Source organism: Chitinophagaceae bacterium (assembly GCA_030053935.1).
Taxonomy (GTDB): Bacteria; Bacteroidota; Bacteroidia; order Cytophagales; family JASGCU01; genus JASGCU01.
Genome location: JASGCU010000031.1, coordinates 1 through 17,236, shown reverse-complemented (window position 1 = coordinate 17,236; position 17,236 = coordinate 1). Strand labels below are relative to the sequence as shown.

Genomic DNA, 17,236 nt, shown 5'->3' with positions numbered 1-17,236 from the left:
CATTTCTATAGAGTCCAAGTACTGATTGAGCTAGTATGGTTTGTCTTTCTTCTTGCCTTCCTTCTTGTCTCACTTTTTCCATAGCTATTTCTATTGTCCCCCCCATTTTTCCTATTAGTAATGCACCATCTAACACCTGACGTGCCTCAGCATACGTTTTAAATCCTGTTTTACTCATATTTATGGTTATTATATTTTGAAAATATTGTTCTTCTATTTTTTTATATTTATTTGGTAAAAATAAAACATTTTTTATAAAAGTGGATAATCCTAAAAGATTATCACCTATTATTTTTTTGTTTTTTATGATATCTAAAATACGTTTTTTTATATCAAGACATTCTTCTATCGTGGTGCTTTTGTTTATGAGTAGAATGGCTAAAATGACTATTGCAAAAGAGTTTTTACTTTTCATAAGATCTTCTTCTTTTTGCTCCATAACTCTATAACTTGCATACTTAAAAGTTAATTGGGTATAGTGAGTTTTTTTATCGTATATACCAAATTTTTTTGGATACTTTTTCCCTACAAAGATTGCTACGCTTTCTAAATTTTCTATTTTTAGTTTTTTTCTAATAAGATAATTATAGGTGAACATCCTTTCAGAAAAATCAATACTCATGGAACTTTCTATCTCTACGTGGGCAAATATATATTTTTCTGTACCATCTTTGAGTGGAAGTTTTATAAGTTTGTCTATTCTTTTGTTATCTAAACCTTTTTCTTTAAACTCTTTGGATAGCTCTTGCTCTAAAAATTCTATTTCTTCTCTTTTATCCCAATCAACCTCTACAGCAACTTTTGGAAGGAAAAACTCTACAAACTCGGGCAGAAGAAACTCTATTATACTTTTAAAGCTATTATCATAATCTAAACGGTATTTTCTTCTATTCATTTTTATCAATTCTTTCTATTTAAAAAAACTTTTCGTAGAGGAATCAATATCAAATGTTAAAATAAACTTTTTGAAGATATTTTTTTGCGTAATGTGAGTTAAATATACTAAATTATTATTTTGTTTAGTACCATTTTTTATTAAGATGCTAAATAATTACAATTTTTTTAATTTTGTTAAAAATGTAGAATATAAGTAGTTACTTTTTTTGTGTAATATACGCTTACACAAAAATTTTGAATTATTCATCAATGTATTTCATACAATACACTTTGAGAAATCTTATACTACATATTATACACAATATGTCAGCAAAAATAATAAAAGGTAATTTTGGAAATACAAATATAAAGACGGGAGAAAAATATAATTGTGAATATTTATTATGAGGATATTATGCGGGAACTTTAGCGGCTGTAGAACAAGGGAAAACATTAGGAATATTTCCTCTCAAAAATAATTCCATTGCAAAACCTATTGTGAAATTGGTAGAAGAGATGAGAAAAGAACTCAATATTCCATACGTAAAAACAAGCATAGATAAATTATTACCGCATCAAGATGTTATAGAAAATTATGAAAGTAAAATGTACTATATGTGTGGTGGGACCGCTTCTTTATATTACGGTTTTATCAGTTTATATGTAGGTTTTATAAATTCATGTATGGAAAACACAACTCTAATATCCAAAGAAGATATAGGTTTTTTTTATATGCAAAAAAAGACACTTATGACAAGTATTGTATGAAAATAGATTATTTACGAATAACAAAGGAAATAGACTTAGCAATGTTTGATACACATATTCCTATCTTAAAGAAAACAGGAAAAATCTATTTTATTCATGGAAGTATTGATAATTATATGTTAGACCTATTAGTCCCGTATTTAGAACAAAAAATAAATAAAGAATAAAAAATGCATTTACAAAATATCCAAGGATTATTCTTGATTCCGCTCATAATATTAGGGAGCTGTGCTGAAAAAAAAACAATACGAGAAGTAGATTCTTCTTTTTTTCATTCTTCTGTTAAAAAAACTACTGATATAATTATTCATGATATATTTTCTCCTCCCGTTGCTTCCCGGATTTACGCATATTCTGATATAGCAGCATACGAAGTTGTTGCTATGGGGGACTCCCAGTATGTTTCTCTTTCTGGGCAAATCAACGGATTGGAAAAATGCCCTCCTCCACCTGCTGAACAAGATATTTCTTTTTCTATCGCTTCATTACAAGCATATACTTCTGTGAGCAAAGCACTGATATTTTCTGAAGACAAAATGAATAGACACCAACAAGAAATGTATGACGAAATAAAAAAGATGGGAGTAGATGAAAAAAGAATTAAAAATTCTATTCTCTATGGAAATAAAGTTGCAGAACATATCCTTTCATGGGCAAGCAAAGATAACTATAAACAAACGCGGTCTTTCCCTAAGTATAGTATTCAAAAAGCTTCTCAATATTGGAAACCTACCCCGCCCGATTATATGGAAGGGGTAGAACCTCATTGGAATAAAGTAAGACCTATCACTTTAGATTCTCCAAGTCAATTTTCCCCACCCTCTCCCACCTCTTTTAGCAAAGAAAAAAATAGTGTTTTTTACCAAAATGCATTAGAAGTATATACTATCTCTCAAAACCTTACCCCCGAGCAAAAAATAATTGCAGGATTCTGGGATTGTAACCCCTATGTTTCACACCATAAAGGGCATGCGATGTTTGCTACTAAAAAGATGACCCCCGGTGGACATTGGATGAGTATCACTTCCATTGCTACTAAAATGAAAAATACAAACTTCTCTCAAACTGTAGAAGCATATACGCTTGTTTCTATAGCTCTTTTTGATGCATTCATAAGTTGTTGGGATGAAAAATGGAGAAGTATTTTAGTCCGTCCTGAAACCTATATAAATGAAAATATAGATATGGATTGGACACCTTTACTCCAAACTCCCCCTTTCCCTGAGTATACCAGTGGACATAGTGTTATTTCGGGGGCTTCTGCAACCGTGCTTACAAATATATTTGGAGAAAAATTTGCATTTGTGGACTCCAGCGAAGTAGAATTTGGATTAGAGGTAAGAAGTTTTCAATCTTTTATTCATGCGTGTGATGAAGCTGCTATTAGTCGTATATACGGAGGAATACATTATCGTCCTGCTATAACAGAAGGACTTTCACAAGGAAAAAAAATAGGAAAATGGATACATGCATCTATTCACACCAGAAAATAAATGTTTATATCCTTTAAAATGCCTGCATCACAATGAACGTATCTCTTTTGTGTTTTTATTATACACAGGTATCACTGAAAATATATCTTCTTTCAAACAAAAAAATATGTCCTTTGTTGCATTACGGCGTTCTAAGTTTTTATATGCTTCCGAATGTGTGAGAAAGGATACTACATTATTTTTTACAGAAGAAAAAAGAGTTTGGAATAGAAAAGCGGTATTAGATACATGTATATTTGATAGATGCATTTTTTCTACGATTGCTCCCGCAAATAAACTATCTTCCATACTTATCTTTCCTTTTCTGCCCGCACAAATAATCAATATATCTTCTTCTTTTTGTATGAGATAATTGGCAACTGCTGTTATATTTAAAAAAGAAGCGATGGTTATTTCTTTTGCATTTTCGGCTGTTTTTATAGCTTGAGTTCCGTTGGTAGTGGTAAAGGCAATTTTTTTGTTTTTAAAAGCGTCATTCATATATTCAAAAGGAGAATTGCCTAAATCTAATTCAGATATTTTTTCTCCGTCTCTTTCCCCTGCTGTATAATAGCCCCATTTTTTATATTCCTTGCATTCTTCTACGTTGGTAAGAGGTACGAGTGCTTGGACACCGCTTCCGAGTGCGGTAACAATGCACGAAGTTGCTCTAAAAATATCTACTATTACTACATTTTTTTTATCAATATCTGTATGTTGAAATATATATTCGGGGCTGAGGCAAATATCTATATGTTTCATGAAAAATAATATATGAGATTTTATTTTAAAACATTTTTTGGGATTCCATAATATTTTTTGCAATGGGATACCCGGCATCCGCATGCCGAAAAATTCCCATAGCGGGGTCATTATAAAGAACATTTTTTATACATTTTTCTGCTCTTTCTGTTCCATCTGCTAAGATGACCATTCCTGCATGCTGAGAAAATCCTATCCCCACACCCCCTCCATGATGAAAACTTACCCAAGTAGCCCCTCCTGATGTATTAGACATAAGATTGAGCAACGTCCAATCAGATACCGCATCGCTTCCATCCATCATGGCTTCTGTTTCTCTATTTGGTGAAGCAACGGATCCGCAGTCCAAGTGGTCTCTCCCAATAACTATAGGGGCTTTTACTTTTCCTTGTTTCACTAAGTCATTAAAAATAAGTCCTGCTTTTTCTCTTTCTCCCATTCCCAACCAACAAATTCTTGCGGGGAGACCTTGAAAACTGATTTTTTTCTGGGCATTTTGTAACCAACCTATTACATGTTTTTTTTCAGGAAAAGCCTTCATTATAGCATCGTCTGTGCAGTAAATATCTTCAGGGTCACCCGATAATGCTACCCAACGAAAAGGACCCTGCCCTTCACAAAAAAGAGGACGAATATAAGCAGGAACAAACCCCGGAAAATCAAATGCATGCTTTTCTCCCCCTTCTTGAGCGTATTGTCTAATATTATTTCCATAATCAAAAACAATACTCCCTTTTTGTTTCATCTGTAACATCAATCTTACATGTTGAGTCATAGATTCTATTGCAAGTGCCTGGTATTTTTTAGGGTCTGTTTTTCTCAAATCTATTGCCTCTGATAGAGAAATTGTATGGGGAACATAGCCAAATAAAGGATCATGGGCAGAGGTCTGATCCGTTACAATATCAGGAATAATAGCATCTTGCAACAATTTTTTTAATACATCAACCGCATTTCCCACCAATCCTATGGAAATATTTTGTTTCTTTTGTTTTGCTTCCAAAGACCATCCAACTGCTTCTTCATAGTTATGAGTTATTCTATCTATATATTTGGTGTCAATACGTTTTTGGATCCTTTCTGCATCTACATCTACACCTAAAAAAGTAGCGCCAGCCATGGTAGCAGCGAGTGGTTGAGCCCCTCCCATTCCTCCTAATCCACCTGAAAATATTAACTTTCCTTTCAATTCGTTCTGAAAATGTGTCTTTCCACAAGCAACAAACGTCTCATAAGTTCCTTGTAAAATACCCTGTGAACCTATATAAATCCAACTTCCCGCAGTCATTTGCCCATACATCATCAGTCCACGTTCTTTCAAAGATTGAAAATGCTCCCAAGTAGCCCATGCGGGAACTAAATTAGAGTTTGCTATTAAAACACGAGGTGCCATACTATGTGTTCGTACTATTCCCACAGGTTTTCCGGATTGGATAAGTAAACTATGGTCCTCATCTAAATCTAACAGATGTTCTATAATTTTTTGAGCCGCTTCGGGATTACGTGCCGCCTGTCCCGTTCCTCCATAAACGATGAGACGAGAAGGATCTTCCGCTACCCTTGCGTCTAAGTTATTTAAAAACATTCTGAGAGGGGCTTCTGTTTGCCAACTTTTTGCGTGAATACTTGTTCCTGTAGGGGATATATAATGCGGATGCTTTGCATATTTTTCTAAAAAATTTTTTTTTTGTACCATTGTTGTAAAATATTATGTGTTTTATTATTAATTTGATTTTCGTAATTCAATTATATGGATACTCTAAAGAGTCACTTTTGATACATTTATAGTTTTGGATATGTTTGATTATCAATAGTTTTAAACCTCATTATTTTTGTAAAAACGACTTTTCGGAGTGGACTCAATATTTATTTTTTTTATATAAGGTGGGTTCTAAAAATTGATTTCTTCAAAAAAAAAAGTAGAGAATGCAACGTCTCTAAATATTGGTTTTTAAGGGATACAGTTTTTAGGATTTGAATTTTTAGAACCCCCTATAAGTATAATATATTCTATTTTGGTGTGACGGAGAAGAAAAAAATAGTGAGGTTCCTCTATAGATATATAGAATCGTTCTCTAAACTTAAAAGAGCAGCATATATATCTGAAAGTATGATCTTGTACGTTTGTATCATTGGGGTAAATTCACTTTTATAAACTCATATTCTCTACTTTTGTCTTCTTCTGTAATGTATATTCTTCGGATACGAAAAGGTTTATCAGATAAAAGATCAAATTTATAACTTTCCGAATAACAATATCTAAATCCTTTACCGGAGTAGCCTGATTTTCCTGAACCAACAATATCTAAACCGTAGTGTTCATAAAGTTTTCCATTAGGCACACAGATAAGATAAATACCTTTTATACCCACATTATCTTTTTCTATTTCGTATATTATGTTGATAAAATAAGTAAGACATATTTTGTTTTCATGTGAATATATAGTGGGAAGATGAACTTCAAAGGGCTTTTCTGTTTTATAACTGGTTTGATTTGCTCCTACAAGTATTGTACCCTGGAAATCGGACATATTATCGGACTTTGCTGTTTTTATATCAATATGAATAAAGGCGTTGTATGTTTCAAAAAACATATCTGCCCCGATAGGAGAAGAATTTGGTATACCCAATTGTTGAAACAGCCAATAGTAAATTCTTTCTGCCCCACGAGCAAAATCGGAGTTTTTATCAGCACTTTTTTTAAATATTTCTATCCAATCTTGTTTTATTTTATCTTTTGACCTGAGACCTTCAAGCATTTTTTCTAAGTCCTGTTTCAGAGTAAATTCTATTTGATTCAGGTAATGATTTTCCCAAAATTCTATCTCTGTATTTTGCATATAAAAAATAATTGGTTCCATTAATAATGATGAAAAATATTAATCCACTATGAAAACTTTCTTTTATAAAAATAGTAAGTTTAAAAATTATGGATAGTCAAACAGTTACAGAACTACAAATGTATCAAAAGTAAACTTTTAGATAAATACAAAAAAATATGAATGCATAATGAAATCCTCCTCATTTTTTTGTTTCTATGAAAAAAATAGATAAACTACAGAAAATTATAACTTTTCAGAATGAATAATGAATATTTTTAATTGTTTTTGTAAATAAAAAATCAAAAAAAATACATATTGTAGAAATTCAAAAACGAGTCTATTTCGAAAAATTACTTTTAATACATTTATAATTTTATAACTGTTTTATTCTCGATGGTTTTAAAACTTAATATTTCTATAAAAACGGTTTTTCAGAGGGGACTCATATTTTTTATTTTATAACATACCATAAAATTATAGATATCATGAGTCAAAATGTAAATATATCTCGGCGTTTCTTTTTAAAAATGCAGTTTTTGTTTGGAGCTTTTTTGGCAATTTCACCGATTATAAAATCGTTTGCTGTGGAAATAAAAGAAAGGTTCGTTTTTCCTAAAAAAATAAAAGTATTATCTCTCAAAGTAAACCAAAAAGATATTACTTTACGGGTAGATACGCGTTCTACTTTATTAGATATATTAAGAGAAAGCTTGCATCTTACGGGAACAAAAAAAGGTTGCGATCATGGGCAATGCGGTGCTTGTACGGTACATATAAATGGTAAAACGGCATTGAGCTGTCTCACTTTTGCCACCACTCTGGAAAACAAATCCATCACTACTATAGAAGGTATTGCGATAGATGGTGCTTTACATCCCATGCAAGAAGCATTTATAAGTTGTGATGGTTTTCAATGTGGATATTGCACACCGGGGCAAATTATGTCGGCTATTGCGTGTGTGAAAGAAAATAAAGCTAATTCTATAGAAGAAATAAAATCATTTATGAGCGGAAATTTATGCCGATGCGCTGCTTATAATGGTATTGTTCAATCCATTCAAAAAATTGTAAACCAATGAAACCATTTAATTTTATACAACCGCATCATATAAAAGATGCTATAAAATCCAAAAAAAGAGATGCTCAGTACTTAGCGGGAGGAACAAATCTAGCAGATTTGATGAAAAAAAACATAACTCAACCCGATACTTTGATAGATATTAACAAAACGGATATTTCAGATACTATTGAAAAAAAAGGACAGAGTATTATCATTGGAGCATTAGTAAAAAATGCCTCGGTAGCCGAAAATTTAATAATAAAAGAACATGCTCCCCTTTTGAGTAAAGCAATATTAGCTGGGGCATCTCAACAAATAAGAAACATGGCAACCGTAGGTGGTAATCTTTTACAAAAAAACCGATGTCCTTATTTTTATGATACAACAGCACCGTGCAATAAACGAAATGTAAACTCTGGTTGTAGTGCTGTAAACGGTGATACTCGCTATACCGCATTAGTAGGGTATACAAAAGATTGCATTGCTGTTTTCCCATCAGACATGGCGGTTGCCCTTTCAATATATAATGCAAAAATTCATTGCATTACAAAAGAAGGGGAAAACCAATCTTTGGATATTCATAACTTTTATTGTCTTACAAATGATAACCCCATAGCAGATAATATATTACCAGTGAATGCTATTATCACCTCTATTGAAATTTCTATTCCATTTTTGACAAAAAATAATAGTTACGTAAAATTAAGAGATAGAGATGCTTACGCTTTTGCATTGGTGTCTGTTGCAGCAGCATTAGACGTAAAAGATGATACCATAGTGGAAGCAAGATTATCTTCAGGAGGCATTGCCCATAAACCATGGCGTTGGTATGAAGCAGAAAAATTTTTAGTGGGTAAAAATCCCTCTTTTGAAATATATAAAGAAACAGCAGATCTTATCGTGAAAGGTATCAACCCACCCAAGACAAGTACATTTAAAATCCCTTTACTTCGAGGAGCAATAGAAACAGCACTTATGCAAGCAATTAATTTATAAACATGAAAAAATAACATTGTATGGAACTAACAGAAAAAGAAATAGACGGAAGAATAGAAGCGAAGTCCAAGGTTACAGGTTCGGGAAAATATTCCGCAGAATATGAAGTGAATAATGTATGTTATGGAGTATTGATTGGCAGTACCGTTGCTGCGGGTAAGATGCTCCGTATCCATACAGAATATGCAAAAAAAGTGGAAGGAGTGTTAGATATTATCTCTTATTTTAATAAACCTATTATACCAGCTTTTAGTACCCCTGAAAAAATAAAGGCATCACGGTATCCGTTTCCTATCTTTCATACAGATATGATTTATTATAAAGGACAACATGTTGCATTAGTTTTAGCAAAAACTCTTGAAGATGCTCAGTACGCAGCAAGTTTAATAGAAATAGAGTATGAGACAAGTTCTTTTAAAGTAAATTTTTTTGAGGAACAGGTAAATATTCCTTTAAAAAATTCTGATAAAGAACGTGGAAGTACCGATAGTTGGAAAAATACAACACATATTATAGAATCACACTATACGATCCAAGCAGAAGTACATCATCCTATGGAACCACATGCGACTATTGCAGAATGGTTTGGAGAAAATAGGGTAAAACTATACGATAAAAATCAAGGTGTCAATAGCGTGCAAAGGATTATAAGTAATTTATTTGAACTAAAACCTGAAAATATCGAAGTAGTAAGTGAATTTGTAGGAGGAGGATTCGGATCGGGATTATTAGTTTGGTCACATACTGTTGCTGCTGTATTAGCCGCAAAACATTTGCAACAACCCGTAAAAATAGTTTTGAGCCGACAGCAGATGTTCTATAGCGTGGGGTTTAGACCTGCATCTTGGCAAAGTATCACTATAGGTTCTGATAATGAAGGTAATTTTTTAGGACTCATTCACCAACATAAAAACGAGTGCTCTCTCCTCCAAAATTTTAGCGAAGGGATGGGAAGGATTTCAAGAATATGCTATGCTTTTCCAAATTTAAAAACAGAAAACGCAGAAGTACCTCTCAATATATCTATGCCTACTTGGATGCGTGGTCCTGGAGAATGTTCCGGAGCATTTGCTTTGGAATGCACAATAGATGAGCTGTGTTATAAATTAGATATGGACCCCGTTCAAATTCGTTTAAAAAATATTTCTTATGAAAAACACCCCGATACACAACTACCATGGTCAACCCATTTTGTAAAAGAATGTATTGAAATAGGAGCAGAAAAAATCGGATGGAATAAAAGACAAAAGCAACCAGCACAAGCACTCCAAAATAATTGGTATGAAGGATATGGAATGGCAGTAGGCATGTGGGGAGCAGGAAGAACAACTGCCAGTGCTTCTGTAAGTATTGATAAAAAAGGAATTATGACCGTAAAATCTGCAATGACCGATATTGGCACAGGGACAGGAACAGGGATGCTCAATATAGCAAATTCTGTAACCGGTATGCCGAAGTCAAATATCAAAATCCAATTAGGAAACTCAAACCTTCCTCCCGCACCAAGTCAAGGAGGAAGTATAGGTTTTTCTTCTATTGTAGGAGCAGTAGAAGCCGCAAGCAGAGCATTTGTATCAAAACTGATTTTCTACACATCATCGCTTAATATTCAATTTAAAGATATAAAACCAGAGGATGTAATGCTTACAGAAAACGGAATTGTATTAAAAACAAATTCTCAAACGGTGAGTTTTAAAGAAATATTAGAGCATCACAAATTGGAATCCATAGAAGAAACAGCAACCGCAAGCACAGGAGAAGAAAGAAAAAAACTTGCTTTTTGCGTTGCCGCTGCACATTATTGTAAACTAAAAATTCATAAACTTACCGGTAAGGTAGTAATAGAGAAATACCTTGTCGTAGTAGATGGAGGAAAAATTATTAACCAAAAAGCAGCAACAAACCAAGTTACAGGAGCTGTTATAGGAGGAATAGGGATGGCTTTAATGGAGCAAAAAATAGTAGATAAGCACACAGGTAGTGTTATAGGAGATGATTTTGCAGGGTACCATTTTCCTGTAAATTCAGATGCTCCTATTATTGATGTACAGTTTATTGACAAACCCGATTATAACAGTAACCCTGCGGGTTCTAAAGGAATAGGTGAAGTAGGTATTATTGGAAGTGCTGCTGCTCTAGCAAATGCTATCTATAACGCAACCGGTATTCGCTTAAAAGACCTCCCTATCACCTCTGAAAAAATGATAAGAGGTATATAAAAACAGAGAAAAGTAGCAATAACGATAACTCTTTTTTCATGTACTCAATGCAAAACCATTTTTTACTGTACTCTTATCAGTAACAAAAGTTAAGCTGATGAAGAAGAGATTCTAAAAATAACAAATCTTATAATCTTATAGAAAAGAAATAAAAAACACATACCCACTAATGCCACACTAACAATAGGTATATAACCATAATTTGATATATCTATATGCTCTGCATTGTTAAGTATATTGAGAAATACGAATGTTGTTATAAAGCAGATATGCATTATTACAGAAAATACATATAACCAAATGCAAAAGAACTCTTTTTCTGGTTCCAGCAAAAAATCCATTTTTTTCCCATTTAGTACATAAATACAGTACCTTATAATACTATAGAGGATTATCTCACCTATCAGAAACACATAAAAAAGCACTTCTTTATTGAGAGAAATATTAAAATAAGTGCTTCGTAATGAAACTGTATCAGGGAAATAAGCGTATATAAGTAATAACATGGATACAAATAGCAAACGAAAAATGGTGTTCAGGACCTTTATTACAGATATCATATTATCTTACAATCCATCTCTCGAAAGGAATCCCTGCAATGATAAGTAATAAGCATGCAAAAAAATACAGTGCTTGTAATTTAAATTTTCGAGGATCAGCCATTTCTTTTTGGATTTTAATTTTTCCTATGTGTGCTAATACTATTGCTACCAGCATCATAGAAAAATGTTCTACTGTCCAAAATCTCGTTGTGCTATCTTTCATTGCCTCCCCTATATTTTCTAACCCTTTCATTGAAATGGGACTTAAGAAAAAATAAAGTCCTATACCGAGTACAAGTTGGATATCCAATAAACCAACGAGCACAGAAGTAAAAATTTTATCTTTTCGTAAATATTTTCGTTTTGTAATCCATGAAAAAAAGGATTTTAAAACCTGAAATATGAGTAATAATAACCCTAACCAACGTAACCACGAATGAATATAAAGAATTATTTGATATGTCATAAATATAATGTAATATGATAATAAGTAATATGTTTTTTTATAGAATATTTTTTCTTTACAACTATAACAAAATAAAAGAGGTAAAAATATAATTATGAAATGTGTTTTTACATCATCGTAAAAATACATTTATTGAATGAAAAGTAATTATATTATCCATTTTTTAGATATAATTATTTTTTATTATGACAACTATACTAAAAATACAATAAAATATAATAATGGGGGACAAAAACATAAAATTATTTTGGTTACGACACTTTTTTATAGTATGCTCTGTAATTACAAAAACGCATAATAATACCCTTAGATGAGTAAAAAAACATATTTTTTTTAAAAAAGTCACAAAAAAATAACTGTTATTTGTAATAATCTATATAAAATTATAATTTACACGTTCATATTATAATCAATATAATGTATTATCATACTATTTATTAATTTATATACATGGCTATTTTAAGATTTCAAGCATTAGATGTAGTAAACAGAAGGGAACGAGTAGAAGTGAAATACCCATCGGGGAAAGTATCAGATTATTTTGGAAACCATGTTTTTGGATTAGAAGAGATGCAAAAAATATTATCTGCTACGGACTTCAAAAAAGTAGAATCTATTATCAAAGAAGGTAAAAAAATAGATATACAAACAGCGGATGCTGTGGCAGCGGGAGTAAAATTGTGGGCGATGAATAAAGGAGCAAATTACTATACACATTGGTTTCAACCGCTTACGGGGTCTACCGCCGAAAAACATGATTCTTTTTTTGATTCTTTAAAAAATATAGAAATTTTTAGAGGAAGTGCTTTGGTACAGCAAGAACCTGATGCTTCTTCTTTTCCGAGTGGAGGAATGAGAAGTACTTTTGAAGCACGCGGATACTCCGCATGGGATCCCAGCTCGCATATGTTTTTAATAGAAAACACTCTTTGTATCCCTACTATATTTGTTTCTTATACAGGTGAAACTTTAGATTACAAAACTCCTCTTTTAAAAACAATTGATGTGTTAGACAAGGTAGCAACCAAAGTATGTCATCTTTTTGATAGTAGTATCAATAGGGTTTTTTCTACTTTGGGTTGGGAACAGGAATATTTTGTGATAGATAGAGCCCTCTATAATGCACGACCCGATTTAATGATGACGGGAAGAACTGTTTTTGGACATCACCCTGCAAGAGGACAACAATTAGATGACCACTACTTCGGAACTATTAGCCCTCGTGTTTTAGATTTTATGAAAGAATTTGAAATAGAATGCCATATATTAGGAATACCTGTAAAAACAAGACATAACGAAGTAGCCCCTTCACAGTTTGAGGTTGCGCCGATGTTTGAAGAAATGAATCTGGCAGTAGATCATAACCAGCTTTTGCGAGATATAATGGAAAAAGTAGCTCTCAAACACAATCTCAAAGTCCTATTTCATGAAAAACCATTTGCAGGAGTAAACGGAAGCGGAAAACATAATAATTGGTCACTCAGCACAGATACGGGAACAAATCTTTTACAACCTACCAATAGTGCGAGAGAAAACCTCATGTTCCTCACTTTTTTTATCAATGTCATAAAGGCAGTACACGAGCATTCCGACCTCTTGAGAGCAAGCATCGCATCATATCAAAATGACTTCCGATTAGGAGCTAATGAAGCCCCTCCTGCTATTATCTCTATATTTATCGGGCAAACCCTCTCTAAAATTTTAGATGAACTGGAGACAAAAGGGGATATCCACATAGAAAAAGGAGAAAATATGTATATGAAATTAGGTATTGATAAAATTCCCGAAATAATATTAGATAATACAGATAGAAACAGAACATCTCCTTTTGCTTTCACCGGAAATAAATTTGAATTCCGAGCTGTAGGTGCAGACGCAAATGTATCCAATCCTATGATGATACTTAATCTCATTGTTGCCGATCAACTTCATAGCTTTTACCAAACTATTGAGGAAAAAGGAGAACTTCTCGAAAAAGAAAAAAGAATTGCTATTATACAAGTGCTCAGAGAATACATAAAATCCTCAAAAAATATCCGTTTTGAAGGTGACGGATACTCTGAAGAATGGAAACAAGAAGCAAAAAAAAGATGCCTATCCAATATAAAAGATACTCCCCAATCTCTCGACTTCTACATAACCCCAAAATCCATAGCACTTTTCTCCAAAAATAACATATTGAGCCAAAGAGAAATCCAAGCAAGACACGAAATAATGTTAGAAAACTATATAAAAAAAGCACAAATAGAAGCACGAGTTATAGCAGATATTTGCTTAAATCATATAATACCTACTGCCATTGCATACCACAATACCATTATTACAAATGCCCTCGGTATCCAAGAATTAGGAATCAATAATACCGATATGAAACAATTTGTAGCAGATATATCACAACAAATAAATTTCATACGACAACAAGTTCAAAATATGATACAAGAAAGAAAAAAAGTAGATGCTTTAGAAAACCATAGAGACAAAGCCATTGCCTATTGTGAACATATTAAAAATAAATACTTTTCCGCAATACGTACTTCTGTCGATACATTAGAGCTCGTAATAGATGATGAAAAATGGCCTCTCGTAAAGTATAGAGAACTCTTATTTCTAAAGTAGTTATGAGTTATATGTAAGCTGGGTTCTAAAAAACTATTTTATTGCTATTTTTATTACTTTTTGAACTATTTTCTCATTTTTAAGGGAATGAGTATAAAGTATATTATATCATCAATTATGAAAACAATGAAAATACTATTTGAGAATTTTAAAGAATGGAAAGAATACTGTCAAGCAAATAATGTGGAACTCTATACTCCTGTTTTAGAATATGAAAAAGAATTGAAGGGGAAAACAGAATCGGACATATTAGAAAAAATGCACGTTGCATTTTCAGTGATGAGAGAAGCAGTAAAAACAGGATTAACATCAGATACCACATCTCGTTCGGGAATGATAAATAATGGTGGAAAAAAAGTGTACTCCCAAGCAAATCCCGTTTTATCTCGAGAATTTCAAAATTTAATAGCATATACTTTATCCGCAAAAGAGGTAAATTCTTGTATGGGAAGGGTAGTAGCTGCACCAACTGCGGGAGCATCGGGAATTTTACCTGGAACCCTCACTTCTCTTCAAGAAATACATCATATCCCTGATGAAAAAATAATAAAAGGAATGCTTATAGCTGCGGGTATAGGACTTATAATAGAAAAAAAAGCATCCGTTTCAGGAGCAGTCGGAGGATGTCAAGCAGAAACAGGTTCTGCCGCTGCAATGGCATCGGGAGTTATTGTATATTGTCTCAATGGAAGTATAGATCAGGTTTTTAATGCAGTAGCAATTACTATACAATGTATGCTTGGCTTAGTATGCGACCCTGTAGCGGGCTTAGTAGAAGTTCCTTGTGTGGTGAGGAATGCAAGTGCAGCGGTTATTGCCTATTCTTCCGCTCAGATCGCAATTGCAGATGTAAGTAGTGTTATACCTGTTGATGAATGTATAGATGCTATGGGAGAAATTGGGCAGGCAATGGAGTCCCGCTACAAAGAAACAGCCGAAGGAGGATTAGCAAACACAAAAACAGCAAGAGAAATAGCCAAAAGAGTACTGAAAAATGATGTGAAAACTCTCCATTTATAACTTACTTCTTGATACGTAAAAAATTATACACTGGTTTTTTTGCCTGTAGTGTGTGCAAGATAAGTTCTCCTATTGCTGGTCCGTGCTTAAACCCATGCCCAGATCCTCCTCCTACAATCAAAACATTATCAGCTGCCATAGGATGATTATCTATTATAAAATTTCCGTTTATAGTATTTTCATATTGACATACCCTTGATTGAATAAGAGGAAGCTCTCCTGTATAAGCAAAAGTTTTTTTTATATAATTTCTGGCTTTTTCCACATTTTTAGGTGTAATAACTCTATTTCCATTTGTAGGGTTAAAACTTTCTCCTCTTGTATCTGAAGCTATTTTGAAACCTCTAGAAATATCACTTGGAATACCATAATATATTTCTTTACCCCCCATATCTATCCAAGTAGGGTATTTTTCATAATGTGTGGCTTCTTCTTCTGTTAATCCAAAAAAGAAAACTTCTTGTTTCGTAACCTGTAGTTCCGTTCCTAATAGATCAGGAAATATTGTTTTCAGCCAAGGACCGCAAGCAAATATATAAAAACTATTCTCAAATACTCTTTCGTTTTGTATGAGAAGAGAGTCCATGGTATTGTTTTCTATGGTTCCTGGTTTTACTTCTCCACACGTATAATTTCCTCCATATTTTATAAATTGATTTACTACTTCCATTGTTATTTCTCTTGCAAGGAGGTACCCCGCATTTTTTTCTAATAAAAAATAATCCCGTTTGCGGGGACATACAAGTGGAAACCTACTCATAATATCTTGTTGAGAGAGTATTTCATAGTGGATTCCATATTTTTCCATTAGTCCAATTGCCGCCTGTATTTCTATATCATTTTTCTTATCTACAAACCAAAGATTCCCAGTCTCAAACAGTATTTTTCGACGAATATCATGCTCAAAATCCTTAAAGATTTGCATAGAACGCATCGCTAATTGTGTATAGAATTCATTATTCCCATATACAGAACGAATTAATCGGGTCTCTCCACCCGAACTAGATCTATAATTTCCACCGCCCCATGTGTCAATGAGGGTTACGTTATAACCGTTTTTTAATAATGTGAGAGCGGTCCAACCTCCAAATGCTCCCGCACCTACTACCACAATCTTTCTATTTGTATCTACTCGTGTAAGATACTTCCCTTCAAAATCCATTCCAAATTCTGGTACAATCGTTTTTTTTATATTTTTTGGCATATGTTTTATAAGTATAGCATTGTTCTAAAAGTATATAATTACAAATTAAATTGAGAAAATTTTTATTCACAAACCTAGATAATTACAAGTAAAGATGTATTTAAATTTCCCAACTCATCTTAATTTGAGTATATTATTATTTATGTATATAGTTCTTTAAAAAAAAGGTCCCCCCCACAAAAACTGCCCTTCCATATAATTACCCCTATAATGATTCGAAGCAGTATGCTTCCAAACAATCTTCGTAGAAAGTACCTTCTGTTTTAATTAATGAATCTGCATCCAAAAGATATCGGATGGATATTGATAACTTCCATAACTTCCACCTTCACTAATACCTTCATTATAGGCAGGATTAATAGTAGGGTTAAATATACCCGCGGTATTCTGTATATTTTGATCCACAGAATTTG

15 protein-coding genes are annotated in these 17,236 nt (G+C 32.9%); 8 read left to right on the top strand and 7 right to left on the bottom strand.

The window, feature by feature from the left end:
• The coding region (locus QM536_04795) for a hypothetical protein (protein MDI9356331.1) at positions 1–895 on the bottom strand (895 nt) is incomplete at its 3' end.
• Between the two features lie 479 nt (positions 896–1,374).
• Here QM536_04795 and QM536_04790 point away from each other — a divergent pair.
• Genes QM536_04790 through QM536_04780 form a run of 3 tightly spaced genes read left to right on the top strand, consistent with a single transcriptional unit; the run spans position 1,375 to position 3,137 of the window.
• Positions 1,375–1,644 carry a hypothetical protein gene (locus QM536_04790; GenBank protein MDI9356330.1) on the top strand — a complete coding sequence of 90 codons (270 nt, stop codon included), beginning with the start codon at positions 1,375–1,377 and terminating at the stop codon, positions 1,642–1,644.
• The gene (locus QM536_04785; GenBank protein ID MDI9356329.1) at positions 1,641–1,811 is read left to right on the top strand and encodes a hypothetical protein; all 171 of its coding nucleotides are present in this window, start codon (positions 1,641–1,643) and stop codon (positions 1,809–1,811) included. Before QM536_04790 ends, QM536_04785 begins: the two co-directional genes overlap by 4 nt.
• Before the next feature lie 3 nt (positions 1,812–1,814).
• Entirely contained in the window at positions 1,815–3,137 is a 1,323-nt protein-coding gene (locus QM536_04780) for a vanadium-dependent haloperoxidase (GenBank protein ID MDI9356328.1), read from the top strand.
• 27 nt (positions 3,138–3,164) lie between these two features.
• Here the strand turns inward: QM536_04780 and QM536_04775 are convergent, their stop codons facing one another.
• From QM536_04775 to QM536_04765, 3 genes are all read right to left on the bottom strand, one after another.
• Positions 3,165–3,878: a 2-phosphosulfolactate phosphatase gene (locus QM536_04775; GenBank protein ID MDI9356327.1), complete on the bottom strand. Its 714-nt coding sequence runs from the start codon at positions 3,876–3,878 to the stop codon at positions 3,165–3,167.
• 25 nt (positions 3,879–3,903) lie between these two features.
• On the bottom strand, positions 3,904–5,574 hold the full coding sequence (locus QM536_04770; GenBank protein MDI9356326.1) for a urocanate hydratase: 1,671 nt from the start codon (positions 5,572–5,574) through the stop codon (positions 3,904–3,906).
• Between the two features lie 433 nt (positions 5,575–6,007).
• Positions 6,008–6,718 (bottom strand): hypothetical protein, encoded by a 711-nt coding sequence (locus tag QM536_04765; GenBank protein ID MDI9356325.1) that lies wholly within the window; start codon positions 6,716–6,718, stop codon positions 6,008–6,010.
• A gap of 509 nt (positions 6,719–7,227) precedes the next feature.
• Between QM536_04765 and QM536_04760 the strand changes: the two genes are divergently transcribed.
• The 3 genes from QM536_04760 to QM536_04750 are packed head-to-tail and all read left to right on the top strand — an operon-like array spanning position 7,228 to position 10,975.
• Positions 7,228–7,779 carry a (2Fe-2S)-binding protein gene (locus QM536_04760; protein ID MDI9356324.1) on the top strand — a complete coding sequence of 184 codons (552 nt, stop codon included), beginning with the start codon at positions 7,228–7,230 and terminating at the stop codon, positions 7,777–7,779.
• Positions 7,776–8,756, top strand: a complete 981-nt coding sequence (locus QM536_04755; protein ID MDI9356323.1) for an FAD binding domain-containing protein — start codon at positions 7,776–7,778, stop codon at positions 8,754–8,756. Before QM536_04760 ends, QM536_04755 begins: the two co-directional genes overlap by 4 nt.
• A gap of 20 nt (positions 8,757–8,776) precedes the next feature.
• On the top strand, positions 8,777–10,975 hold the full coding sequence (locus QM536_04750) for a xanthine dehydrogenase family protein molybdopterin-binding subunit (protein ID MDI9356322.1): 2,199 nt from the start codon (positions 8,777–8,779) through the stop codon (positions 10,973–10,975).
• Between the two features lie 89 nt (positions 10,976–11,064).
• Here QM536_04750 and QM536_04745 read toward each other — a convergent pair whose 3' ends face one another.
• On the bottom strand, positions 11,065–11,535 hold the full coding sequence (locus QM536_04745; GenBank protein MDI9356321.1) for a hypothetical protein: 471 nt from the start codon (positions 11,533–11,535) through the stop codon (positions 11,065–11,067).
• 1 nt (position 11,536) lies between these two features.
• Entirely contained in the window at positions 11,537–11,983 is a 447-nt protein-coding gene (locus QM536_04740; GenBank protein MDI9356320.1) for a hypothetical protein, read from the bottom strand.
• 450 nt (positions 11,984–12,433) lie between these two features.
• On the opposite strand from QM536_04740, the gene QM536_04735 reads away from it, so the two are divergent.
• Complete coding sequence (locus QM536_04735; protein ID MDI9356319.1) at positions 12,434–14,599, top strand: glutamine synthetase III; 2,166 nt, start codon at positions 12,434–12,436, stop codon at positions 14,597–14,599.
• Between the two features lie 126 nt (positions 14,600–14,725).
• Positions 14,726–15,619: an L-serine ammonia-lyase, iron-sulfur-dependent, subunit alpha gene (gene sdaAA / locus QM536_04730; GenBank protein ID MDI9356318.1), complete on the top strand. Its 894-nt coding sequence runs from the start codon at positions 14,726–14,728 to the stop codon at positions 15,617–15,619.
• 1 nt (position 15,620) lies between these two features.
• Here sdaAA and QM536_04725 read toward each other — a convergent pair whose 3' ends face one another.
• Positions 15,621–16,823, bottom strand: coding sequence for an FAD-dependent oxidoreductase (locus tag QM536_04725; GenBank protein ID MDI9356317.1), 1,203 nt, complete (start codon positions 16,821–16,823; stop codon positions 15,621–15,623).
• Positions 16,824–17,236 lie beyond the last annotated feature (413 nt).